Origin of the sequence: Aquimarina sp. AU474 (assembly GCF_900312815.1) — a bacterium.
Lineage (GTDB): Bacteria > Bacteroidota > Bacteroidia > Flavobacteriales > Flavobacteriaceae > Aquimarina.
Genome location: NZ_OMPE01000009.1, coordinates 403,407 through 426,630, shown reverse-complemented (window position 1 = coordinate 426,630; position 23,224 = coordinate 403,407). Strand labels below are relative to the sequence as shown.

Annotated in this window: 22 protein-coding genes; 11 read left to right on the top strand and 11 right to left on the bottom strand. The window is 33.3% G+C overall.

Translation table 11 applies throughout. The features are described 5' to 3' along the window. Window positions 1–3 precede the first annotated feature (3 nt). Both DK508_RS15575 and DK508_RS15570 read right to left on the bottom strand, forming a co-directional pair. A complete protein-coding gene (locus tag DK508_RS15575; RefSeq protein ID WP_109301718.1) occupies window positions 4–813 on the bottom strand; it encodes an NAD(P)H-binding protein in 810 nt (269 codons plus the stop codon). Beyond that, a complete protein-coding gene (locus tag DK508_RS15570; protein WP_109301717.1) occupies window positions 797–3,199 on the bottom strand; it encodes a M28 family peptidase in 2,403 nt (800 codons plus the stop codon). Before DK508_RS15570 ends, DK508_RS15575 begins: the two co-directional genes overlap by 17 nt. A 221-nt stretch (window positions 3,200–3,420) precedes the next feature. Between DK508_RS15570 and DK508_RS15565 the strand changes: the two genes are divergently transcribed. Continuing rightward, window positions 3,421–3,891: a CBS domain-containing protein gene (locus tag DK508_RS15565; RefSeq protein WP_109301716.1), complete on the top strand. Its 471-nt coding sequence runs from the start codon at window positions 3,421–3,423 to the stop codon at window positions 3,889–3,891. Window positions 3,892–3,900: 9 nt separating this feature from the next. Here DK508_RS15565 and DK508_RS15560 read toward each other — a convergent pair whose 3' ends face one another. The 3 genes from DK508_RS15560 to DK508_RS15550 form a co-directional block, all read right to left on the bottom strand. Further along, window positions 3,901–4,644, bottom strand: coding sequence for a hypothetical protein (locus DK508_RS15560; RefSeq protein WP_109301715.1), 744 nt, complete (start codon window positions 4,642–4,644; stop codon window positions 3,901–3,903). Further along, on the bottom strand, window positions 4,610–4,960 hold the full coding sequence (locus tag DK508_RS15555) for a DUF2116 family Zn-ribbon domain-containing protein (protein WP_109301714.1): 351 nt from the start codon (window positions 4,958–4,960) through the stop codon (window positions 4,610–4,612). The genes DK508_RS15560 and DK508_RS15555 overlap by 35 nt, the downstream gene beginning before the upstream one ends. 149 nt (window positions 4,961–5,109) lie before the next feature. After that, window positions 5,110–6,012 (bottom strand): histone deacetylase, encoded by a 903-nt coding sequence (locus DK508_RS15550; RefSeq protein ID WP_109301713.1) that lies wholly within the window; start codon window positions 6,010–6,012, stop codon window positions 5,110–5,112. 186 nt (window positions 6,013–6,198) lie between these two features. Between DK508_RS15550 and DK508_RS15545 the strand changes: the two genes are divergently transcribed. Next, entirely contained in the window at window positions 6,199–7,458 is a 1,260-nt protein-coding gene (locus DK508_RS15545; protein WP_109301712.1) for an MFS transporter, read from the top strand. A 43-nt stretch (window positions 7,459–7,501) separates the two neighbouring features. Here DK508_RS15545 and metG read toward each other — a convergent pair whose 3' ends face one another. The 3 genes from metG to DK508_RS15530 form a co-directional block, all read right to left on the bottom strand. Next, window positions 7,502–9,568: a methionine--tRNA ligase gene (gene metG / locus DK508_RS15540; RefSeq protein ID WP_109301711.1), complete on the bottom strand. Its 2,067-nt coding sequence runs from the start codon at window positions 9,566–9,568 to the stop codon at window positions 7,502–7,504. A 102-nt stretch (window positions 9,569–9,670) separates the two neighbouring features. Continuing rightward, window positions 9,671–11,299 (bottom strand): DUF1501 domain-containing protein, encoded by a 1,629-nt coding sequence (locus tag DK508_RS15535; protein ID WP_109301710.1) that lies wholly within the window; start codon window positions 11,297–11,299, stop codon window positions 9,671–9,673. Window positions 11,300–11,307: 8 nt separating this feature from the next. Next, window positions 11,308–12,837, bottom strand: coding sequence for a DUF1800 family protein (locus DK508_RS15530; protein ID WP_160114738.1), 1,530 nt, complete (start codon window positions 12,835–12,837; stop codon window positions 11,308–11,310). Window positions 12,838–12,942: 105 nt separating this feature from the next. Between DK508_RS15530 and DK508_RS15525 the strand changes: the two genes are divergently transcribed. The 9 genes from DK508_RS15525 (at window position 12,943) to DK508_RS15485 (ending at window position 20,694) form a co-directional block, all read left to right on the top strand. Further along, on the top strand, window positions 12,943–13,842 hold the full coding sequence (locus tag DK508_RS15525) for an LD-carboxypeptidase (RefSeq protein ID WP_109301708.1): 900 nt from the start codon (window positions 12,943–12,945) through the stop codon (window positions 13,840–13,842). Next, entirely contained in the window at window positions 13,842–14,201 is a 360-nt protein-coding gene (locus DK508_RS15520; RefSeq protein ID WP_109301707.1) for a YraN family protein, read from the top strand. The genes DK508_RS15525 and DK508_RS15520 overlap by 1 nt, the downstream gene beginning before the upstream one ends. Before the next feature lie 32 nt (window positions 14,202–14,233). Further along, a complete protein-coding gene (locus DK508_RS15515; protein WP_109301706.1) occupies window positions 14,234–15,130 on the top strand; it encodes an aldo/keto reductase in 897 nt (298 codons plus the stop codon). A 61-nt stretch (window positions 15,131–15,191) separates the two neighbouring features. Beyond that, window positions 15,192–16,334, top strand: a complete 1,143-nt coding sequence (locus DK508_RS15510; protein ID WP_109301705.1) for an AraC family transcriptional regulator — start codon at window positions 15,192–15,194, stop codon at window positions 16,332–16,334. Between the two features lie 78 nt (window positions 16,335–16,412). Further along, window positions 16,413–17,342, top strand: a complete 930-nt coding sequence (locus DK508_RS15505) for an SMP-30/gluconolactonase/LRE family protein (RefSeq protein ID WP_109301704.1) — start codon at window positions 16,413–16,415, stop codon at window positions 17,340–17,342. 260 nt (window positions 17,343–17,602) lie between these two features. Next, window positions 17,603–18,742, top strand: coding sequence for an AraC family transcriptional regulator (locus tag DK508_RS15500; RefSeq protein WP_109301703.1), 1,140 nt, complete (start codon window positions 17,603–17,605; stop codon window positions 18,740–18,742). 86 nt (window positions 18,743–18,828) lie between these two features. After that, window positions 18,829–20,073, top strand: a complete 1,245-nt coding sequence (locus DK508_RS15495; RefSeq protein WP_109301702.1) for an EB domain-containing protein — start codon at window positions 18,829–18,831, stop codon at window positions 20,071–20,073. A gap of 31 nt (window positions 20,074–20,104) precedes the next feature. Beyond that, window positions 20,105–20,305 carry a hypothetical protein gene (locus DK508_RS15490; RefSeq protein ID WP_109301701.1) on the top strand — a complete coding sequence of 67 codons (201 nt, stop codon included), beginning with the start codon at window positions 20,105–20,107 and terminating at the stop codon, window positions 20,303–20,305. 188 nt (window positions 20,306–20,493) lie between these two features. Next, on the top strand, window positions 20,494–20,694 hold the full coding sequence (locus DK508_RS15485; protein WP_109301700.1) for a hypothetical protein: 201 nt from the start codon (window positions 20,494–20,496) through the stop codon (window positions 20,692–20,694). Between the two features lie 70 nt (window positions 20,695–20,764). On the opposite strand, the gene DK508_RS15480 is transcribed toward DK508_RS15485, so the two are convergent. From DK508_RS15480 to DK508_RS15470, 3 genes are all read right to left on the bottom strand, one after another. Continuing rightward, entirely contained in the window at window positions 20,765–21,664 is a 900-nt protein-coding gene (locus DK508_RS15480) for a DUF2268 domain-containing protein (RefSeq protein WP_109301699.1), read from the bottom strand. An 87-nt stretch (window positions 21,665–21,751) separates the two neighbouring features. Beyond that, window positions 21,752–22,645: a helix-turn-helix domain-containing protein gene (locus tag DK508_RS15475; RefSeq protein ID WP_109301698.1), complete on the bottom strand. Its 894-nt coding sequence runs from the start codon at window positions 22,643–22,645 to the stop codon at window positions 21,752–21,754. Between the two features lie 260 nt (window positions 22,646–22,905). After that, on the bottom strand, window positions 22,906–23,214 hold the full coding sequence (locus DK508_RS15470; protein WP_109301697.1) for a hypothetical protein: 309 nt from the start codon (window positions 23,212–23,214) through the stop codon (window positions 22,906–22,908). Window positions 23,215–23,224 lie beyond the last annotated feature (10 nt).

Genomic DNA, 23,224 nt, shown 5'->3' with positions numbered 1-23,224 from the left:
TTTTTAAAGTTTAATTTTAAATGCGTAATCTATTGTTTTAGTAATGTTTTCAGAATCAATCACCTTGCCTTTAGAAACTGTATCAAGATTATAATCAGGTTTTGGTAATCCCATTTGTTCACAAACTTTGGTATAATACAATGCTTTTTGGGGATGATCTGGATATGAGGCGTTAAAAACAGAATTCCAACTATCAGTTTCGATGATTTTTTCAATAACACCAATACAATCTTCTCTATGTATAAGATTTACAGGTGCTTTGGGGTTTTTGATGTTTTTTCTTTTTGAAAGCATTCGTGCTGGATGCCTTCTCGAATCGAATAAACCTGCGAACCTAAGAATGGTAGTTTTAAACTTCGTACTGTTTTGTAATAGTTTTTCAACTTCAATTAGCTGTTTCCCGGCATTAGAAGAAGCGTTTGGTGCTGTTTCTTGAGAAATCAAAGGAAACTCTTCTTGATCTGCAAAAACCGACGTAGAGCTCACGAAAAGCACTTTTTCTATAGTCGATTGTGCTATATGTGGTATCAGATTTTTGATTTTTGCAACATAGTTTGTTTCTGGGTTTCGTCTTAGTCCAGGAGGGATATTGATAATAAGTATAATACTCCCATCCAAAAAAGAAGTAATATCGCCTTTTGGCCCTTGTTCATTTAATGCAATGGAGTATGCCAAAATACCTTTGTCTTTTAGGATGCTTAATTTATCTTGAGAAGTAGTCGAACCTTTTACAACATAATTTTTGCCAATCAAATTTTGGGATAAAGGCAATCCTAGCCATCCGGTCCCTAGAATACTAATTTGTGGATTCATGTATTACTTGTGTTTCATTCGATTCATTTTCGACGTTTTGAACAGTATCTCTTTTTTTCTCTTGATATTTTTTGATAGAAAAGTTCTTTTTTATAATTACTGCATCGTTTAATAAAAAAGGCTTTGGCATCATATCTCCATCTCTAGCAGGGATAGAAAAATTAGAATTGCTAAGTAAATCATAAGAAGATTCGTAAATCACAAATTGGGGTAATGAATCTTTATTAAACTTCATTTTTAATTCTAAAGGAGTATTTTTACTCACATAGTACGTGAGTAAGCGTTGTTGCCATCTTTTGGTATGCGCGTTATAAGTATTGCCATTAGAATATGTAAAATCCACAGCAGAATCTCCGTTTACTTGTAATGCATCAAAATTAAACAATGTTTTTGTATATACATCTACTCTATGAATGTCTCTTTGTGGCGCAATACACAAATCTAGATATCGTTGATTACCGATTATAGTATCTTTACTAATATCAAATTTTGATTGTCTTATGCCTTTAATAGCAGCTTGATTAGCATAGGTAAATGATCTACCATATTTGCTTTGCAAAGCATTAGCATTATAAGCATCTGCGATATTCTCTTCGGGTTTGATATAGTTCTCTGTCCATGTATCTAATACGTTATCATAAGTGGCCCAGACGGCTTTATTTTGATCGGTATCTAATATGTATACGAGGCTATTTGGTTTTTGTCTTTCTGTTGTGAAATCAGATTTCATATGTGCCACAATTAAAAACACTAAAGACAATACAAGTACTAAGTTTCCAACTAACTTTTTTCTCTTATAAAACCCTACAACTGGTAATAATGCTCCAAATAATAAAACAGATAAAACTGCAGAAACGAAAAGAATTTTAAGTCCCAATGCGACAGGAAACATTGCAATTAATGGTGCAAGAATAAAGATTGCTGGCAAAGACAATGCAATCATTAAAAAAGGGTTAGGTTTTTTTTGTCGTATAAGGATGAACAAGGATATGAGACCAAATAATACCACAATAACAAAATAACTAGCTCCTTTGAGATATAGCGCAGCTAAAGTTGAAAGAACAATCCACATAAATAAAGGAGCAATCATGAGACTAGGTAAATTCTCGGCTTTGCTAAATTTAGCGTAGACCTTAAAGCATATTGCTACGGATAAGGAAACAAAAACAGCAATGTATATATAACCATTATATGTAAAACCATGTTGAATTTCTCCGTATTGCGGATAGATGATTTTCAGTAATTCCCAGATACCAAAAGTTAATAGACCGGCAACGATCATTGCTATAAAAAGTGCACCAAAACCTCGCAATACTTCTTTAAAATCAATTCGATAGGCCGTTTTTCCATAAAAAATCATACCTATAAACAGTACGATCGCAATAATTAATAATACATATATCCAACTAAAAGGATATTTGAGAAGTTTAAAAATTGGGATATTAAAATAAATATAATCCTTATCAGATTTAAGGTTGTTAATATCTGTCTCGGATAAATAAGAGAGTAATGGCATCAAATAGTTTCCTTGGTGTTGTAGTGTACTCAGATCTAAGTTTTCCCAAGTATCATTTGCCGTGTGATAATCAAAATGATCTCCTATAAAAGCAAAATTGAAACCTTCGATATCTCCTTGTTCCCTTAAAACTGTGAGATCTGTATCATTGGGTAACATTTTATAGATGCTATAGGCCAAAGAATTGGTAGTAGGGTAGCGTACTCCAGCATTAGAGAACGCGTCCATCATTTTCCCATTTTTCCCATTGGTTTCAATAAGCATATACGAATCACCACCACTTCCTCTTGCTTCAAAATTAAGAGTTACTCCTATGTTTTTGGCCCAAGGATGTTTTTTTACAAATAGATCTGCACCATTAAGTCCAAGTTCTTCACCATCAGTAATACAAATAAGAATATCATTTTTCGGAGTTTTGTTAGAAGCAACATATGCTCTTACACCTTCTAGTATGGTTGCCACCCCACTTGCGGCATCACTTGCCCCAAAAGAAGAATGTTGCGAGCTATCATAATGAGACATCAGTAACAAGGCTTTTCCGTTACCACTACCTTTAATTTTGGCTAATATGTTTTGCGGATAACTACAATTCCCAGATTTACCGACAGAGTATCCCTGTTGTATTTCAGGTTGCAACCCCATTTTTCTTAATTCATTAACAATGTATGTTTTTGCTTCTTCGTGACCAGCACTACCCAAAAAGTGAGGTTCTTTGGCAATGTTTTTCACATGTTCAAGAGCCCTAAGTGTAGAAAATTCCTGGCTAGGAGTGTCTAGACCAGTAATAGTGTGTGATTTGCTGCTGTAGAATGTGTAAAATATGGAAACAAGTAGGAGTAGAAATGTGATGAAAGAAGAAAATTTTCGCATTTGTGTATTGGTTTAGCTAAAGGTAAGAAATTAGCCACAATTATTGTACTGTTATCAAGTAAAAAGAGAAATATCCTCATGATCATAGAAGAATTCTTAGATTAAAAAGAAATAATTATGAGTATGATAAAAATGGCCTTCGAAATTTGTAAAAATGATAGGATTCTTGATTAAGTTTTTGAAAATCACTATATTTAAGATTCACTAAATCACTAAACATTATGGGAATAATCAGTTTTCAAGGGGCGCGTTCTAAGGTAAAAAAGCAGGACGAAACCCCAATAAAAGTTTCAGATTATATGACTAGAGATTTGATTACATTTAATCCAAATCAATCAGTAATGGAGGTAATCGAAACTTTGGTGAAGCATAAAATATCAGGAGGACCTGTTGTAGATGACAACAATACATTGTTAGGTATTATCTCTGAAGGAGATTGTATCAAACAATTAAATGAAAGTCGTTATTACAATATGCCAATTGAAGATGCAAAGGTAGATAAGTTCATGGCTAAAAATGTAGAAACAATCGATGGAAACCTCAATATTTTTGATGCGGCTAATAAGTTTTTGCAAACAAAAAGGAGACGTTTTCCAATTATTGAAGATGGAAAATTAGTAGGTCAGATTAGTCAAAAAGATGTGATGAAAGCCGCATTAAAATTAAATAGCCAGAACTGGAGAGATCGATAAGATTTTCATCTATTTCTGATCAACCATTTTTTGATCATCAGTAATTATCAATTTGTTAGTCTTATCCCCAGATATAAATAAGTTTTTGGAAGAGTACCGATCAAAATTATGATCAGACTCTTTCCAATGAGCTATACCCATCAATGTGATATTTTCTCCAATTTCTATAACTCCTTCTACATACCTAAGAGATTTATTAAAGCCTAATAGGTTAGTTGTTTTTTTACCACATGATTTTAAATAATTATCAATAAATTTTGGAGGGTCTTTAAAAGTGCCCGATGTATGTTTAACTTCTTGTGTGATATATAGAAGTTTTTTGAATTTATTACTATCTCCGTTAACAATAGCTTTTTCTTGATTAGCTTCGATAATAAAGTCCTGGGCTTTTTCATCTTTGAATATTGTTTTCCAGTAACTGGCACCTTCTCCATCACTTTTTTGCCGTTGAACTTCTACTCGATAGTATACACATTCAGTTTTTCCAAACGGAGAGAGTAAAGGTTCTTTTATAGGATATGCTTTGCCCGTAATCTTAACATATTCATTCTCTTTGCATAATGATATGGCTTTGGTTGGGTACTTTTTTAGTTTTCTTTTAATTTTGTTTTTAGCATTGTAATAATAGGCTAAAATAATAAGAGTGATGATCGCACCAATTACTCCTAAAAGTATAATACCGTTTGTACTAATTAAGAAATATTGTGCTATAGTCATATCAACTGTTTCTTTTGACCAAAGCGTAAAATTCATTTTCTAAAGGAAGATAGCCTTGATCATATACAAAATAATAAATAGTCCCTGCTTTAGTAGTATAAATACTTGTGAAGTGTTGAAAATCAAAACCTTTAGCAATCAATTTTGTTCTCGTAGTTTTTGTTTTATTATTGGGATTTAATGCTTCTAAAATTCTATAATTTTTACGCAATCGATTATTGATATTTCGAACTAGATTTTTGCTGTCTTTATTTAATTGGTTATTAAATGCATTACGGCAATAATCACTGCAAAACTTTTTATCTACACGGCCAATAATCTTATCTCCACAAACAGGGCATTCTTTTGCCATTAGTTATTTTTTATAATTACACTCGAACGCATTATTAGAACCATTTTCATTATCCAGGTATACATCGTGTGACTAACAATTTAGCGCTAAGAAAGATACAATAAATATTCGTTTACAAACGATTATTCAAAATGGCTAGAAGAAAATGGCTAGAAGAAAATGTCTTGCGCAATTCTAAATGTATTGGCATGAGCCTCTACAATTGTTTTAATGTTAGGAGAATAGCCACCGCCCATAGAGCACATCACAGGTATACTTAAATCTTTACAAGTTTGTAGTACAAATCGATCTCGTTCTGCACAACCTTTTATAGTACAACTTAGTTTACCTAACTTGTCTGTGGCAAGAATATCAACACCACATAGATAATATATAAAATCCGGTTGTTGTTCTTTGATAAGCTTTGGTAGCGTAGCTTTAAGTATCTGTAAATACTCAATATCTTCGGTCTGGTTAGGGAGATCTATATCCAAATCCGATTTTTCTTTCTTAAAAGGGTAATTTTTAGCACCGTGCATTGAAAAGGTAAAAACGTTTTGATTGTTTTCAAAAATTTCGGCGGTACCATTACCTTGATGCACATCTAGATCGACAATTAGTATTTTTTTAGATAATTGTTGATCTAATAGATACTTCGCACCGATTGCTTGGTCATTAAGCAAACAGAACGCTTCACCGCGATCGGTATATGCGTGATGTGTACCTCCAGCTATGTTCATAGCGATGCCATATTGCAACGCATATTCTGAAGCCTTGATTGTGCCATCTGCAATGATCACTTCTCGGTCGATCAGTTCTTTTGATAATGGAAAACCAATTTTTCTAACGGCTTTCGAACTAAGGGACTGGTCAATTAAATCCTTATAATATGTTTTGGAGTGTACGGCTAGTATACAATCAGAATTAGGAGTCTTTGGTGCAAAAAAATTCTCTTTTACACATGTTCCTTCGTGTAGAAGTTGCTGAGGCAATAATTCATATTTTATCATCGGAAAACGATGCTTTTCTGGTAAAGGGTGTGTGTAGATAGGATGATATGCTATTTTAAGCATGAACTATTGACAAATGATTGATATACTAAACGAAGATACCATCTTTTTTGATTTTATATTGATTTCAAAAATCACAAAATTTTGTGCAAAAATATTTCAAGTATTGTTCAATATATAGGTGTGGTATTTTAAGGATTTTTGATCTAATACCAATATCTTTGTTTAGAATTTAGCTGTACTTTTTTAATGAAAAATGACCCGTATTCAGCCTTAAGATATAAAGAATTTACTATTTTTTTATGTATTCGTTTTTCTTTGGTAATGGCGTGGACCATGCAATTTATTGTAATTGAATGGCAAGTATATAGTCTTACCAAAGATCCTCTTTCACTTGGGTTAATTGGGTTAATGGAGGTAATTCCTGCCGTATCTTTGGCTTTGTTTGCTGGCCATATCGTAGATCAAAAAGAAAAGAAAAAATTACTTACGATATGTGTTTTTGCTTTTTTAAGTATTAGTATGGGACTGTTTGTATTAACATTGCCCAGTACGATGGAGTCTTTTTCTCAAAGTATGGTTTTGTATGGGATTTATGGTTTAGTATTTTTAGGAGGCATTGTTCGCGCTTTTTTAGGACCTACCATATTTTCATTGTTGGCATTATTGGTTCCCAAAAAGATATATCCAAACGCAGCTACATGGAGCAGTTCTACTTGGCAAATTGGCGCTGTAGCAGGCCCTGCTTTGGCAGGTTTTGCTATTAATTTAATGGATGTACATTGGTCAATGTTAGTAATTGTGGGTTGGGCAGCTTTGGCTTTTATATGTCTTTTTAAGATTCCTAAAAAACCAATAATGAATCCAAATATTGGAGAGCCAGTTTTGCAGAGTTTGAAAGAGGGAATCAAGTTTGTTTTTAAAACCAAAGCAGTTTTAGGAGCACTTACTTTGGATATGATAGCTGTTCTTTTTGGAGGTGCTATAGCTTTACTACCCATTTTTGCACAGGATATCCTTAAAGTAGGACCACAAGGATTTGGTATACTTCGTGCTGCTCCAGCAGTAGGAGCGTTTATTATCATGTTCACAACAGCTTACTTTCCGATTAGCAAAAAAGCAGGGATAAAACTATTAATTGCAGTTTTTGGATTTGGATTATGTATAATTGTCTTTGGCCTTTCATCAATTTTTTGGGTGTCGGTAATGGCTTTGTTTTTTAGCGGTATAACAGATGGTATTTCTATGGTGATTAGACAAACGATACTACAACTCAAAACTCCGGATCATATGCGAGGAAGAGTGTCGTCTGTAAACTCAATGTTCGTGGGTTCATCAAATGAATTAGGTGCATTTGAAAGTGGTATTACTGCCAAATACATGGGTACTGTGACCGCAGTTGTGTTTGGAGGCAGCATGACCCTACTCACTGTTATATTCACATCTATTGTATCTCCGGCCTTTAGAAAATTAGATCTTAGAAAAGATATAGAAGAGAGTTCAAAGTAGTTAAATAGTTCTTTTGCGAAAACTTATTTCAAATTAATTTTCATTAATTCACAGTAGCTCCTGGATTAACACCGTCTTCATCAGGATTTAAAAATACGATTTTACCTTCAGTATTTTCTGTCATTAGAATCATTCCTTCACTTTCTACACCACGTAATTTTCTAGGAGCAAGGTTAACAAGTACCGTAACTTTTTTACCTACTATTTCTTCGGGAGTAAAATGTTCTGCAATACCAGAAACAATTGTTCGGGTGTTTATTCCAGTATCTACTTTCAGCACTAATAACTTCTTAGCTTTCGGCATTTTTTCGGCTTCTACAATAGTACCAATACGCATATCAAGTTTGGTGAAATCTTCAAAAGTAGCAGTGTCTTTTTGTGGCTCTATCGTTTTGTTTTCGGCTTGATTTGCCTTTTTGGTAGCTTCTAATTTATCTAATTGTTTTTGTATCTGATCATTTTCTACTTTAGAGAATAATAGTTCACCTTTTTCAATTTGATGTCCAGCAGGAAGCAAAACCTCTTTTGTTGAAACTTCGTTCCAATTTGTGTCAAGATCATCAGATGTGATAGCGAGTATATTTTTTAATTTATTAGAAGTAAATGGTAAAAATGGTTCGGATAAAGTGGCAAGAGCAGTAGCAATTTGCAAAGCAACATACATTACGGTTTTGGTGCGCTCTTCATCGGTTTTAATAAGTTTCCAGGGTTCTTCGTCTGCTAGGTATTTATTTCCTAATCGCGCTACATTCATTAACTCCTGACTAGCTTCTCTAAATCGATAACGCTCTATAGAACTTGAGATCACAGTTGGATAAGCCTTTAGCTCTTTCAATGTTTGTTCATCAATCTTAGATAAAGAAGAAGGAGTGGGTACAATACCATTATAATACTTGTGAGTAAGTACTACTACACGATTGATAAAGTTACCAAATATGGCTACTAATTCGTTATTATTACGTGCTTGATAATCTTTCCATGTAAAATCGTTATCCTTGGTTTCTGGAGCATTGGCTGTGAGCACATAGCGCAATACATCTTGCTTATCCGGAAATTCTTCAAGGTATTCATGTAGCCATACAGCCCAATTTTTTGAAGTCGATAATTTGTTTCCTTCTAGATTTAAAAACTCATTGGCAGGTACATTTTCTGGAAGCACATAGCTGCCTTCGGCTTTTAGCATACTCGGAAAGATAATACAGTGAAAAACAATATTATCTTTTCCTATAAAATGCACAAGCTTAGTATCTTTGTCTTTCCAGTAAGGTTCCCAATCTTTTCCTTCTTGTGCTGCCCATTCTTTGGTTGAGGATATATATCCAATAGGAGCATCAAACCACACATATAATACTTTGCCTTCGGCTCCCTCGACAGGAACAGGAATACCCCAGTCCAAATCTCTTGTTACTGCCCTTGGTCTAAGGCCATCATCTACCCAGGATTTAATTTGGCCATATACGTTGGTTTTCCAATCTTTTTTATGTCCTTTTAAAACCCATTCTCTTAAGAAATCTTCATATTGATCCAGAGGTAAGAACCAATGTTTAGTTTCTTTTAATATTGGTTTTGCGCCAGAAATTGTTGATTTAGGATGAATAAGATCTGTTGCATTAAGAGAGCTTCCGCAATTTTCGCATTGATCGCCATATGCTTCTTCATTACCACATCTGGGGCAGGTTCCGGTTACAAAACGATCAGCCAAAAACTGTTTGGCCTCAGGATCATATAATTGTTCTGATATTTCTTCAAGGAACTTACCATCTTCATACATTTTTTTAAAAAATTCAGAAGCCGTTTCATGATGGATAGGAGCAGAAGTTCTAGAGTAATTATTAAAAGAAATACCAAAATCTTCAAAAGATTTTTTGATAATTGTATGGTACTTATCAATAATAACTTGTGGAGAAACACCTTCCTTTTTAGCTCGCATAGGAATTGCAGCACCATGTTCATCACTACCACAAATAAAAGCAACATCATTGCCAGTAATTCGTAAGTATCGTGAATAAATATCTGCAGGAACATAAACCCCGGCCAGGTGGCCTATATGAATAGGTCCGTTAGTATATGGTAAAGCTGCTGTAATTGTGTATCTCCCCTTTGTGCTCATAACTTAAAAATAAGGCACAAAGGTAATAAAAACAGCTACAAAAAATACCCGCCAGACTCTTCAATTATTTTGCAGAATTCTGGCGGGATTATATCTGTATTGTTATGATATTACAATAGACTTACTAAAATTACCGTTATTGGTTTGAATTTGATATACATAAGGACCAGTGCTTAATCTGGTAGCAGCAGATTCTTTTACATTAATCACCATATCTACACCTTCCATTAGCATTTCATTAGCCAAAGTGGCTACTTTTTGACCTATGACGTTATATAAACAAACCTCGATATGCGTAGTCTGTGGGCTTACTATATTAATAAACGTTTGACTATCGCTATAAGTAGGTATATGTGTTAGATTTTCTCCATCGGTAGGGATATTCGGATTTGTACCGGAACAGTTAAATCCTAGATCAAGGGATTCAAAATCTTCGCCCAGTAGTACTCTTCCTACTCTAGTCTGGTCAATACATAACCAATCTTTCATTACGGTTGCATAGACCTGTCTAAAATCCATAGTGTTTGTAACGTTTCCACCTCGAGTAAGATTATTTAAATCAGGATGTTCACCTACAAAACCATTACCATTAAGAGCCGTGCCAAAAAACATGGTTGGCGCCGCCGTACCGTGATCGGTTCCTAAAGATCCATTCTCTCTAAATCGTCTTCCAAACTCTGATGTGGTCATAGAAAGTACTTTATCATCCCACCCTGCAGCAGTAAGATCTGTATAGAAATTACTAATAGCTTCAGAGAATGATGTAAGTAATTGTTGATGACGTTGGATTTGATTATTATGGGTATCAAATCCACCTAGAGTTACTAGATACACTTTGGTACCTAAACCACCTTTAATTAATCTTGAAATAATACTAAATTGTCTTCCTAAGCTATCATCAAGATATCCTCCAAAATCTGTAGACCTTTCATACGCGGCACTAATTACCTCTGCATAATTAAAAGTAGTATTCGTAGCTTCTCTTAAAAATCTTAATCGATCTCCATAAGTACAATTTTCATCAACACCGTCTAGATTATAGAATGTTTCGTTTTCAATAATCTGTAGTAACCTTCTTGGATCAGAAACCGCAAAAGAGTAATCACTATCCGGACCTTTAAAAATTAAATTCCCGATACTTCCGATCTGTATAGAAGGCGGGCTTGGTGGTGGGGAATTGAAATAATCAGGATAAATTTCGCCAAAATATCTCCCCATAAATCCTGTACGGTCGTCTTCAAGAAGATTTGTATTGGCATAAATATCTGACCCCTTAAAATGGGATAAAGATGAATTGTCATACCCTACACCTTGCACTACCTTCATTTTACCATCACCCCATACACCTTCTAATTTATTCATAGGCTTGGGCATGGCAAAATCATCATCTAGTGAGATAAATTCACTAGGAGGGATGCGTATCAATGGTCTAGCATTAGCATATACATCATAGTCATAAACAGGAATAATGGTATTAAATCCATCATTACCTCCTTGTAATCGTACTAGAATCAGGATGTTGTCATTAACATCGGCAGATTGGCTAAGGGCCATTGATAAGGGAGATGGTCTAGAAACAGAAAGCGGTGTATTTGCTAACATCATAGATCCTCCACCGGCTAAACCTAATGCTTGTACAAAGGATCTTCTATTCCATTTTTTATGGTCGTCTGTATTACAGTTACCGTCTTTGTCTAATTTTATTTTTTGGTTGTGATTCGTTTCGCACATAGCAATTTTTATTTAAGTTGAAATTCAGGGATGTCTACAATATAGTTTAGAAGTGCAAAAAACTGTTCGGACACTTCGGCACGATCTAATCGCCAGATTGCAGGATCAACTGCATCTGGTTCGTAGTAACTAGGTGGAAAGGCATCAATATCCCTAAACACACCCGAAATTTCATTAAAAATTACAGTATCATCTATTCCTCTTGGGAAGAAGTAATTTACAATTGCTCGGACAACAATATCAACTTCTGGCCCGCTTAGACTAGGATCTAAATTCCCTTCGACACTAGTGCCAATTGGTAAACCTACGACAAAGTCTCTAAATTGTTGCTGATTTTCATTCCATGCTCGCTGTATTAAAAATCTAGCGCTTTCCCATCGACCGATTAAAAGATCTGGACTAATCCAATCCTCATCACCTTGCCAACCTTCTACATCGGTAGGATCTAGTACGTCTTGTCCCAAAACCCTTACAGTACCACGAATAAAGTCAATAATATCTGTAGTTCCAGCTGTAAACCCTAGCTCGTTATAAAAGCAGATCAATAAATCGCAAGGACTTTTAATGATAGCTCCTATAGCTTCTTGATTAAAAAAGTGTTCACTTTTAAAAAGTTGGCGAAGTACTGGGGCAATTTCGAAATTGTTATCAATAAATGTTTGCGCCATTTGAGCTACAATAGCTTCGCTACAGGTGGGGCTAACAAAATAAGCATATAATTTAGTACATATAAAGGTTGCTACCTGTGTAGCTCTTTGTTGAAACAAAATATTAATAACATCATCATAAGTCCAGTTTCCGGTTTGCCCAAAAATGGTTTTGGTATCATTACTAAATTGACCTGGATTAAAAAGAATATCACCCCAAGGAATATCATTGGTATCTACATAACCAGTTAATGCTTTTGCTGTTTCTTGTATATCATCTTCGGTATATCCATTGTCTACACCTAAGGTAAACAGTTCGTATAATTCTCGAGCATAATTTTCATTAGGTCTATCTCTAACATTTTCATCACCGTTAAGATATGCTAGCATTGCATTAGAAATACCAATATCATATACAAAATCTCTTAAATTGCCTAATGCATGTATTTGCAAGAGATTATAATATTGTGATTGATAGGCTGGGCTTCTATACGTATCATCTTCGGTAACGAAATGATTACTCCAGAATAAAGTAAGACGTTCGCGTACTTTATTTTGAACCATATCGTTTACCATTTGATTTTTTCCTTCTCTACGGTAAAATCCAAGGGTATTGTCTTCATTGGCCATTTCGGCAGCTTCAAATTGATCTCGATTCCAGAATCCCCAGAGTGGCGGTGGAGTTGCATTTAGGGCAACTGCATTATCTATAAGAGTATCAACTAAAGCAGAAGGATCGTTTTGGGTAAGAGCTGCTAAAACTTCGGCTTTGGAAGCTCCAAAACCAGCTCGACGAAATAAATGATTTATTTTAGTAACATTCCATGGGTTTTCAGGAGAAGGTACATAAACATCTAAAGAATCTAAATTACACGAAGTATCAGATATCATAGGCATAAGGTTTGTTAGTAAAGTTGAGGGACAAATTCAACACAATATAATAGATTATAACGAAAGTATTTGTTAATTAGTATCTGTAATTCGAAATTTTAATACATGTTTACACCTGATTTTATTAAGAAAGGGGATAAAATTGCTATAGTATCTACAGCCAGAAAGATTGATGTAAGAGAGATTAGAGAATCTTTAGCTATTATAAAAAAATGGGGATTAGAACCTGTAATAGGTTCAACAATAGAGGTTGAAGAACATCAATTTGCCGGATCTGATGAAATAAGAAGAGCGGATTTTCAAAACATGTTGGATAATCAAGATATAAAGGCTATCTGGTGTGCAAGAGGAGGGTATGGTACGGTAAGAATTATTGATCAACTTGATTTTTCGAATTTTTCCAAAAATCCAAAATGGATTATCGGATATTCTGATATTACGGTATTACATTCTCATATTCATAATTTGGGGATTGCGACAATGCATGCCGCTATGCCAGTTGATTTTCATAGAGGTACACAAACTGCAATAAACTCGTTAAAAGAAACACTTTTTGGAAAGAATACAGGATACATTGTTTCTTCTTCTAAGAAAAATATTTTGGGAGACACAACGGGGCAATTAGTTGGAGGTAATTTGTCTATATTATATTCATTATGTGGATCATCCTCTGCTATGGATACTACAGGTAAAATTTTATGTATTGAAGACTTAGATGAATATTTATATCATATAGATCGAATGCTTCAAAATTTAAAAAGAAATGGATATTTTGAGAAGTTATCAGGATTAATTGTTGGCGGAATGAATAAAATGCATGATAACAATATTTCTTTTGGAAAAAAGCCCAAACAAATTATTTTGGATATTGTGAAGGAATACGATTTTCCTGTTGTGTTTAAATTTCCAATGGGACATATTGAAGATAACAGAGCTCTTATTTTAGGAGCTGAAATTTCTTTAAAAGTGAAAAAAAATGAAGTGATATTTAAGTACATTCAATAATGGCCGAACATAATGCACTGGGTAGAAAAGGAGAAGAAATTGCTATTAAGTTTTTGATAGATAAAGGGTATCAAGTTTTAGAAAAAAATTATCGATATCTTAAATCTGAAGTCGATATTATTGCCAAAATTAAAAATGTTATCGTTGTGGTTGAAGTAAAAACTCGTAGTACTCCTGATTTTGGTAATCCACAGGATTTTGTAAAACCCAAGCAAATCCAATCTTTGGTAAAGGCAATTGATCATTATATTACCGAACATGATTTGGATGCCGAGGTAAGGTTTGATATCGTTGCAATTATACGAAACAAAGCAGGAACCAAAATTGAACATCTAGAAGATGCCTTTTATCATTTTTGATTATATCTTTAAGTAAAATTAAAGTTATATTCATGAAGTATCGTCGATTAGGTAAATCCAAGCTGAATGTTAGTGAAATATCTCTAGGAGGAATGTCTTTAAAAGAGAACACTATAACATCGGTAAAGCTAATTCACAAAGTCATAGATTACGGTATTAATCTTTTTGATACTGCAGATCTTTATGAAAAAGGCCAAAATGAACTGCTCATAGGACAAGCACTAAAAGATCATAGAAAAGATGTTATTATTGCTACCAAGGTTGGGAATCAATGGCGAAAAGATGGAAATGGATGGGACTGGAATCCAAGAAAAACTTATGTTCTTAAAGCAGTTGATGAAAGCTTAACTCGTTTGCAAACTGACTATATTGATTTATATCAACTACATGGCGGTACTATTGATGACCCTATAGATGAAATTATTGATGCTTTCGAAACCTTGCAAAAACAAGGTAAAATAAGATATTACGGAATTTCATCAATACGACCCAATGTGATACAAGAATATGTAAAACGATCTAGTATCGTTAGTGTAATGATGCAATATAGTCTATTAGATCGAAGACCTGAAGAAGAAAGTTTAGGCTTGCTTGAAAAAAACAATATTGGTGTGTTGGCTAGAGGAACTTTGGCTAAAGGCTTATTGGCCGGGAAACCAGCAATAGATTATTTAGGGTATTCTGTGACGGAAGTTAAAAATACAATTAAAGTGCTAAAAGAGGTATCAGGCAAAGAAAGAAATATTGGGCAAACGGCGATACAATATATATTAAAAAATGGGGCATTGAGTTCTGCAGTTATTGGCGTAAGAACCTCGAAACAATTGGATGAGTGTTTTGAAAAAACAAGCATTGCAGAATTGTTTGATGAAGATTATTTGATGCTTAAAAAGAGCAATATTCCACTTAGATATACTAACCATAGATGATTTTAAAAGGTACGATTTTATCCATTCGGTCGAAAAACATTTGCAACAAAAGTAATTTTACATGAAACCAAATTACATTTTAATGCAATCTTTCGAATTTCTAGATCTTATTCTTTTCTTGGGGATTAGTCAAGGAGTATTTCTTGCTATAACTATACAGATGCTAAAGCATAAGAATAAATCGGCCAATAGAATGCTCTCTGTAATATTGCTAGTAGCTGTTGTGATGCTTTTGGGCAGAATGATCTACTTTAGGTTTTTAACTCCAACCATGTTTCGGTGGACCATTTTGATAGATGGTGTAATTTTTATTTTTGGACCGCTATGTTATACTTATTTAAGGCGGTTAGCATTTTCGAATAATGACCATTACAAACTCTCATGGTATCATTATCTACCAGCCATGTTTCATATTTGTTTTTTTATATATAGTATGTCTTTTAGTATTAGTGTATATAGTGAAAAGGTGTCTGCAGGAGTATTTACTATTCCATTTTTTTGTATTGAAGGAGGAGGAATACTTTCTAATTTTTATTATTGGTATTTAAGTATACAATTGATAAGAACCTATACAAGAGAAGAAAAAAACAGGGTATCTTTTAAACAAAATTTAGTGTCATTTTTAACTTTTTTTCAGATATCCGTAGGTGTTTTTTTAATGACATGGTTGATCAGTTTTATAGCAGGAAATTTCTTTAAGTATTCGTTTTACCCTATTGGCTATGATACCTTGTGGGGAGGTATTTCAATCTTTATATTCGTTATTGGATATTATAGTCTTAAAGAGCCAGAACTTTTTAGAGTTCCATTGTATGCTGACAAGCCTAAACCAACACAACAACGATTGCCAGAGCAAGAGATTGTGGCTATAGAAAAAGGTTTACGACATATTATAGAAGAAGAAAAAATTTTTCTTAAAATGAATCTTACGCTTAGAGATTTGTCTGAACGACTCGACACATCCACTCATAATATTTCATGGTATTTAAATCAGGTATCAAAAAGTAGTTTTTATGACTATATTAATCATTATCGAATTAAAGAGTTTTTGAAAAAAATCGAAAATAACGAACATATTCACCATACAATTCTGGCGCTCTCTATGGATGTAGGGTTTAATTCTAAGTCTACTTTTAATAAAGCTTTTAAATTAGAAATGAATGATACCCCTAGTAATTATATTAAGCGACTTAAAGTAGCTTAGATTCGTACGATACTATCCAACAGGTCGATTTTTAATTAATTCTCAGATACTTTCGAGGAGAACTTAAAAATCGAAAATATGAAAACAATCATTAAAAATTTAGGAAAGAACGTAATAGTTCTTTTAGCAGTATTAGGAATATCTGTTGTATTCGTTTCTTGTTATGGTGATGGAATCGATCCTGATGCCGAGGTAGAGACAGTTGTCTTGGATTTTGCGGGGAACGATGCTGTTTCAGTGGATAGAAGAGGAAATGTATATGTGTCGGAATACGGCCGATTTGTAAACACTGGTGGTAATGGGACACGAGTGCTTAAAGTATCAAAAGCAGGAGATGTTTCAGAGTTTGTTACGGGTTTATCAGGACCATTAGGAAATACGATTGATTCACAGGGCAATTTTTATGTAAATAATGATAATAATACGGCAAGGGGAGATGTACTCAAGATATCATCCGACGGAACAAAAACAGTTTTAGCGACCATACAGGGGTGGCCCACAGGTATGACTTTGGATAATGAAAATAATCTATATGTTTCCAATTTCTTAACTCCAACAGTACACAAAATTACTCCAGAAGGAGAAGTAAGTGTTTATGCCACAGATGCAAGATTAGCAGGTGGAGTAGGTATCGATTTTGATAGAAAAGGTAATCTGGTTGTTGGAAACTTTGCTACTGCAGATATATTATCTATTGATCCCGAAGGAAATGTTTCATTAATAGCGAATATTCCTAATATTGTTATTGGTGGTTTTGGAATAGGATACATTACCGTTGTTGGCAATTCGATTTTTGCAACTGGTATAGGGGTGAACAAAATTTTTAGAGTAACGCTAGATGGAACTGTAGAAGAGTTCGCTGGAACTGGGGATGCCGCAGTGGTTGATGGACCAATTGGAGAAGCGTCTTTTAATGGTCCAAACGGAATTGCAGCCGATAAATATGGCAGAGCTCTATATATATCAGAATTTGGAGGAAGTGGTGCTTTAAGGAAAATAAAGTTGTAGTTGGTTTTTATTAAAGAATAGAAAACCTTTTATTCTAAAATTGATTTTGCGTTAAAAGAGCTTATATATTGGATATAAGCTCTTTTTGTATTATTAATCATTTCAAAATTTTATAGTGTATTTGTTTTTAAGCGATGTTTTATCATTTCTATATCCTAAATCAAGGTTAAATTTATATCTTCGAGATTGCAATATTGATTTTATTTAACCAGATTTAGAATTACATAAATATTCTCTCTTAGAAATGATTTTTCATACCGATGATTAGCTTTTTGACACCAACCTTTGGGATTATTGATTTTGTAATAGTTTTAGGAATTAGTCAAGGTGTTTTTTTAGCTTTTGCTATACAAGCTATTCGGGATAAGAATAAAAAAGCCAATCAAATACTTTCCATTCTTCTTCTTACTGCGTCCGTCTTATTGATAGGAAAATTCTTGTATTCATACGATGAGCACAATTCTTTTTTTTTCAGAATAGCACTTTTTCTTGACTTATTGATTTTTCTTTTTGGCCCTTTACTATATATTTATTTCAGAAGGTTGATTTTTGATGAAGAGCCAGCTTATATTGTTCCTTATATTAGTTTTATTCCAATTGGATTGATGTGTATTTATTATGTCTGGACACTTACAAATACGCATAGTGAAATTGTAGCTATGGGATTGGTTGGGGAATTACAGATACTGTTTTTAGTAATCGAAGCCTTAGGAATTAGTTTTAATCTTTATTATTGTTTTCGTTGTTATCGTTTAATACAATTGTATACCAAAGAAAAACCTAATAGTTTGTCGTATTCTCAAAACCTAATCACTTTTTTTAGAATCGTAGTGATTGTATCATCTTTGTTTTTTGTATTGTGGTTTATTAGTTATTTATTTTTCTATTTTTTGAATATTCAATCTTCTTATGTCAATTATAACACCATTTGGATTGCGTTTCCTGTTTTTGTATATGTCATCGGATTTTATAGTTTAAAACAACCAAACATATTTCGGATTCCGTTGACCAAAAATGATGAACGAACGAATAAAAAACGCTTGGAAGATAATGAACTATATAATCTAAAGAAAAAATTAGAAGAATTAATGATTGTGGATAAGGTATATCTTCATCATAAATTAACATTAATCGATTTAGCAAAAAAATTAGATTCCTCGGCCAATGATATTTCTTGGCTACTAAATAATATTTATAAATGTAATTTTTATGATTATATCAATAAGTATAGAGTAGAGGAATTTATAAAAAAGATTCAAGATGGTGAGCATCTCAATACAACGCTCTTGGCATTGTCTTATGATTCGGGCTTTAATTCTAAATCTACTTTTAATAAAGCTTTTAAATCGAAAATGAATGATACTCCTAGCAATTATATAAAAAAATCATATTTAGCATAGTATAATATGTACGACTGTACACAGTAGGTCGATTTTAGAGGGTGAGCAGCATAGTTTTGTTTGTATATTTTAAAACCACATAAATTATGAAAAAATCACTTTTAATGATCTGCTTACTCTTTAGTTTTATTGCGTGCGAAACCGATTCTGAAGTAAGATTTAACGAAACCGAAATTCAACAAGAAGGAATTACATCAAAAGCACCCGAAGAACCGGTATTTACAACCAGTTTAAAAATACCGATAATACCCCTTACATCTATACACATACTTCAGCGCGAGTATTTTTATAAATACAAAAATATTCCCAATCAAGCCAACATCATTTCGGAATTAGATTACTTAGAAAACAGACTTATCGAACTTTATCCAGAGGTAATGTACAAAGGGGTGTTACACAAAATTCAAAAGGAAGTAGAGCAGTTTTTAGAAGCATATAATGTATATCTCCTCGAACAAAGGAAGTATGAAAAAGCATTGGGCTTAGAATTAGAAACAAGTATTAAGAACGCTCCAACTTTTGACTCAATTAAAGAAGAAGCGCAGTTTATGAGTATGAGTCAAAGAGAAATAGACAATTTTAAAATATTGGAAGAGTATAGTAAAAAAGATGTGTTAGTTACCAGGGAAGAATTAGATGTTATTTCTAAAAACAGTAAGGTTAACATTGGGATTTTGGGATCGGTTGCTGGTGTTCTCGGAATAGGAACATATAGAATATTTCAATCCTGGAATAGAGCAGTAGACCTATCGGAAGAGTTTTATTCCGATACAGGTGCAGGTACGAAGGGAGATGCGTTTAGACATATTTATGTGAGTTTACATTTAAAAAGATATTTGTCTCAGCCAATTTCTGCAGCGATTATGGGAGCTAATGAAGTAGTAAATTCAAATGACTACGACGGAGATAAGGCAATGGATTTACACAATAATAAATTAGGAAGAGTAACAAGATATAGACAATTTATAGGAGCTTTTTTTGGTGATCGCAATAATTGGAGACAATGGGGAAGAAATGTTCGCGATTTTTTAAATGGCCCTTGTGAGAACGGAATTCCAATGGATCGGATGTACAACTGGAGTTCTCAAAGCCCAGTTTACCCAACAAGTATAAGTGTGGCTAAAAATGAAATTAACCCATCGATTAATTCTAGAGACAGAAGATACGTATACTATAAGAACACATGTGAAATAGATAGATGCAGAGTGATTCAATGCAGACCGGGATATATATGCGTTAGCGGAACATGCGTTGTAGATCCTAATTACAACGAGTGTAATAATTGCCGTCCTGGCGAAGAATGTATCAACGGTCAATGTCGACCATTTTAATAAACTATTTATAAACTTAAAAGAGTATAACATGTTAAAATCAATTTTAAAATTACAAGGAGTTAAACAAATAAGTAAAAAGGAAAAAAATACCATTCTAGCTGGTTGTGGGCCAAGACCTATTGGTAGTCTTAAAACTGGGACTTGCTATAATCTAGACGGAATATGGACAACAACATCATGTCACGTTAAATGCGAAGACGGAACAACTCCAACAGGTTGTAAGGCTTAATTTATTGCATTGTAAAAGGAATAGTTTATTTGGGCCAGTTTAATGTAGACAGGATACATATGTGTTAACGGAACATGTGTTGTAGATCCTAATTACAACGAGTGTAATAATTGCCGCCCAGGAGAAGAATGCATAAACGGTCAATGTCGACCATTTTAGTTTAAGTATTAATTTTTAAACCATAAATTATGTTACGGTCAATTTTAGAATTACAAGGAGTAGAATTACTTGAAAATGAAGTTAAAAAGAATATTAATGGAGGTGTTACAGCATACGGCATCTGCCCTAGTGCTGGCGATACATGTTGTGCTGGTGGGTTTCTTTTAATACCATGTCTTGGACCAGAGTCGCCAATAGTATGTGTAAATGGAGTTTGGACAGAGATCTAATCCCTTTTTATAAGTATGAGAAGTAAGAACTGAAAAGATCGGGAGTTTATACCCGATCTTTTTATGATAATTAAAAAGCACTTCCTTTTAATACTTTATTTGAAGAAAAATTCACCCATTTTAGAGGAGAAAGGGTTTCGTTTTTGGACAAATATCCTTGTACAATATCATATCCAAGGGTGTATCCTCCCCAAAAAGGAAAATTATCTGATCCAAACATAACTTCGGTCTGAAAAGAGAAATCTTGATTTTGTAACTCTGGTAATACACGACTCCATAACTCGTCTTTTTTTTCATCAGTTAAGGCTTTAGTCCATGGAGTATCAACTTTTGGGTACAACTGTTTGGCAAAATAATCTCCTTTTCCTTCAAAAACCAAATAATCTAGTAATGTCCATTCTGTAAGTTTAGCAAAATTTTCTTTGGTCCAATACGCATGATGATATTCATGAGCTACAGCATACGCGAGCATTTCTTTCCAACCTTCGTTATTAGGATCTATACTTATTAAAATTTGTTGACTCCCTGCTGTAAATCCATAAACACCATCCATCATAGGGAGTACGGTCTTAAATTTAGAACTTGGTGGAGCGATATATATAGTTAATGTGGTAGATGGTAATATGGCATTACACTTTTTTACAGTTTTAAATATCGTTTTTTCTATTTCTTTTTTATGAGTGCTAATAGCGGCTATCGTTTTTTTAAGATAAGGAATATCATTGTGAGGCCTTGCCAAATCTAGATATATAAAAGAAGAGTATTCACTTTGCATAAAGAATTTTTGAAATACTCGATTTTGTACCTCTTTTTGGTATAAATTTTTAAGGTCATCATTATTTTCTTGAGCAAGTTTTGCGTATTTAGAAAAATAACCGTCGAGAAAAATGATGTTGTAATCTGTTTTTTGCGCTATAGTTTTAAATACACTTAGACTAAAAAGGATTGTGAATAATATTAGATTTTTCATTTTTTCATTTTTTTAAATTAAACGTAAGACTCTCTGCCATCAAAGAAGATTTGATGATTTAAAATATGTGGAAATAAGGTTTGAGTATTAAGCTTCTTCGATTTCTCGTTGCTTTGCTTTAAGCATTTCAGAGATTTTATAGAGTAGTATAATCTCTAAAAGAATGGTTGGGGTAAGTAAAACAAAACCAACTACAGATAAAATTACCGTTGTCATAAAACTATAGGTCACAATTTCAAATACACCTGTAACAGTGGCCAAAGGTCCCATGCCATTTTTAAGACGTAATATGGATATTCCAAATAATATTCCAATAACACCATAAGTGATAGCTTCTGCTCCCATTATAAATTGATAATCTAACTCGCCTATGAACAGAGAAATAATGTCATATACGTAGAAAAGACAACCTACAAGGATAAAAATAAAGGAAGTAATACGAAGTAGATAATTTTTAAAAATCTTACCGGTAAGAATAAACCCGCGAGTAAATAAAATTATAGCTGCTAATATTACTAGTTTTAGGACAATGTAAACAATATTGTTTGTGATCATCTCATCCATAAAGTATCTAAAGTATTCTACCGCTAATTCGGCAAATCCCAATATGAAATAAACAATTCCACTTATCCAGGAAATAGAAAGTTGTCTGTTTAAGTATCCAGCCTCCTTAGTGTCGTCTATTTCGAGTAAAAATAATTTCTTAAATTCTTTAGCTACTCTAGATTCTTCTGTCTGGATTCTTTCTAAGTCATAATCTAAAGCTGATAAAATAGTTTTGATAGTATAACTCCTTGGCGTGACGTCACCTGCTTCGATACGTTGAATGGTCCGAACACTAATATTACATTGTTCTACTAACTCCTCTTGTGTAAGGCCTTTTGATTTTCTGAGTTCAGATATTTTTTGACCTAATTCTGGCTGCTTCATAATTTGTAAGTTTTTAGTTTGATGCTTATGATCACTAGAACTTGTTTTCATATTCTTCAGCAATATTAGTTTTCAGAAATAGATTCTCAAATTTTTTGACTCGTATTTAACCCGACATTCGCCCGACAATCCCTTTGTATTCTAGGATTTTGAGGATTTTAAAATTCTGCTGGATTTTGAAATATAGGAATTATTCCGTTGGATGTGATATAATTTTTTAGGAAAGTATGTTTTGCGAAAAGTGTTATTTTGAGTAAAAATATAAATGACTTAAAATGATGAATAAGTAGTTTTTAGAAATTATGGTATTTTTAAGCTCTTATTTTTAAGGTTCTAAGATAGCTTTTAACTTCGATAAACATTGCTTCTTTACTGAGTAAGTCATCGATATTGTTGAATGCATGGTAACCAAAAGAATAGTTCATTGAAAACTCTTCTATATCAATTAGTTCGGGATTATTTTTATAATTTTCTATTTCTTCAATAAACCTTCTTTTTAAATTAGAATAATTTATAGCATAAAGTTTATTATCATTTAAATTGTCAATTAATTGATTCACTTTATGGTTTAATTGTTTCCAAGTTCCTTTCAAAAAACTAAATTCCTCTCTTTTATCCATAATAACTGTT

What these genes read in the sequence shown, in the direction of transcription:
- DK508_RS15545 (WP_109301712.1), top strand. Translation starts at nt 6,199, where the DNA reads ATGAAAAATGACCCGTATTCAGCCTTAAGATATAAAGAATTTACTATT.
- DK508_RS15535 (WP_109301710.1), bottom strand. Translation starts at nt 11,299, where the DNA reads ATGTGCGAAACGAATCACAACCAAAAAATAAAATTAGACAAAGACGGT.
- DK508_RS15480 (WP_109301699.1), bottom strand. Translation starts at nt 21,664, where the DNA reads ATGAAAAATCTAATATTATTCACAATCCTTTTTAGTCTAAGTGTATTT.
- DK508_RS15500 (WP_109301703.1), top strand. Translation starts at nt 17,603, where the DNA reads ATGATTAGCTTTTTGACACCAACCTTTGGGATTATTGATTTTGTAATA.
- DK508_RS15510 (WP_109301705.1), top strand. Translation starts at nt 15,192, where the DNA reads ATGAAACCAAATTACATTTTAATGCAATCTTTCGAATTTCTAGATCTT.
- DK508_RS15550 (WP_109301713.1), bottom strand. Translation starts at nt 6,012, where the DNA reads ATGCTTAAAATAGCATATCATCCTATCTACACACACCCTTTACCAGAA.
- DK508_RS15530 (WP_160114738.1), bottom strand. Translation starts at nt 12,837, where the DNA reads ATGATATCTGATACTTCGTGTAATTTAGATTCTTTAGATGTTTATGTA.
- DK508_RS15475 (WP_109301698.1), bottom strand. Translation starts at nt 22,645, where the DNA reads ATGAAAACAAGTTCTAGTGATCATAAGCATCAAACTAAAAACTTACAA.
- DK508_RS15520 (WP_109301707.1), top strand. Translation starts at nt 13,842, where the DNA reads ATGGCCGAACATAATGCACTGGGTAGAAAAGGAGAAGAAATTGCTATT.
- DK508_RS15525 (WP_109301708.1), top strand. Translation starts at nt 12,943, where the DNA reads ATGTTTACACCTGATTTTATTAAGAAAGGGGATAAAATTGCTATAGTA.
- DK508_RS15495 (WP_109301702.1), top strand. Translation starts at nt 18,829, where the DNA reads ATGAAAAAATCACTTTTAATGATCTGCTTACTCTTTAGTTTTATTGCG.
- metG (WP_109301711.1), bottom strand. Translation starts at nt 9,568, where the DNA reads ATGAGCACAAAGGGGAGATACACAATTACAGCAGCTTTACCATATACT.
- DK508_RS15565 (WP_109301716.1), top strand. Translation starts at nt 3,421, where the DNA reads ATGGGAATAATCAGTTTTCAAGGGGCGCGTTCTAAGGTAAAAAAGCAG.
- DK508_RS15485 (WP_109301700.1), top strand. Translation starts at nt 20,494, where the DNA reads ATGTTACGGTCAATTTTAGAATTACAAGGAGTAGAATTACTTGAAAAT.
- DK508_RS15470 (WP_109301697.1), bottom strand. Translation starts at nt 23,214, where the DNA reads ATGGATAAAAGAGAGGAATTTAGTTTTTTGAAAGGAACTTGGAAACAA.
- DK508_RS15505 (WP_109301704.1), top strand. Translation starts at nt 16,413, where the DNA reads ATGAAAACAATCATTAAAAATTTAGGAAAGAACGTAATAGTTCTTTTA.
- DK508_RS15515 (WP_109301706.1), top strand. Translation starts at nt 14,234, where the DNA reads ATGAAGTATCGTCGATTAGGTAAATCCAAGCTGAATGTTAGTGAAATA.
- DK508_RS15560 (WP_109301715.1), bottom strand. Translation starts at nt 4,644, where the DNA reads ATGAATTTTACGCTTTGGTCAAAAGAAACAGTTGATATGACTATAGCA.
- DK508_RS15555 (WP_109301714.1), bottom strand. Translation starts at nt 4,960, where the DNA reads ATGGCAAAAGAATGCCCTGTTTGTGGAGATAAGATTATTGGCCGTGTA.
- DK508_RS15575 (WP_109301718.1), bottom strand. Translation starts at nt 813, where the DNA reads ATGAATCCACAAATTAGTATTCTAGGGACCGGATGGCTAGGATTGCCT.
- DK508_RS15570 (WP_109301717.1), bottom strand. Translation starts at nt 3,199, where the DNA reads ATGCGAAAATTTTCTTCTTTCATCACATTTCTACTCCTACTTGTTTCC.
- DK508_RS15490 (WP_109301701.1), top strand. Translation starts at nt 20,105, where the DNA reads ATGTTAAAATCAATTTTAAAATTACAAGGAGTTAAACAAATAAGTAAA.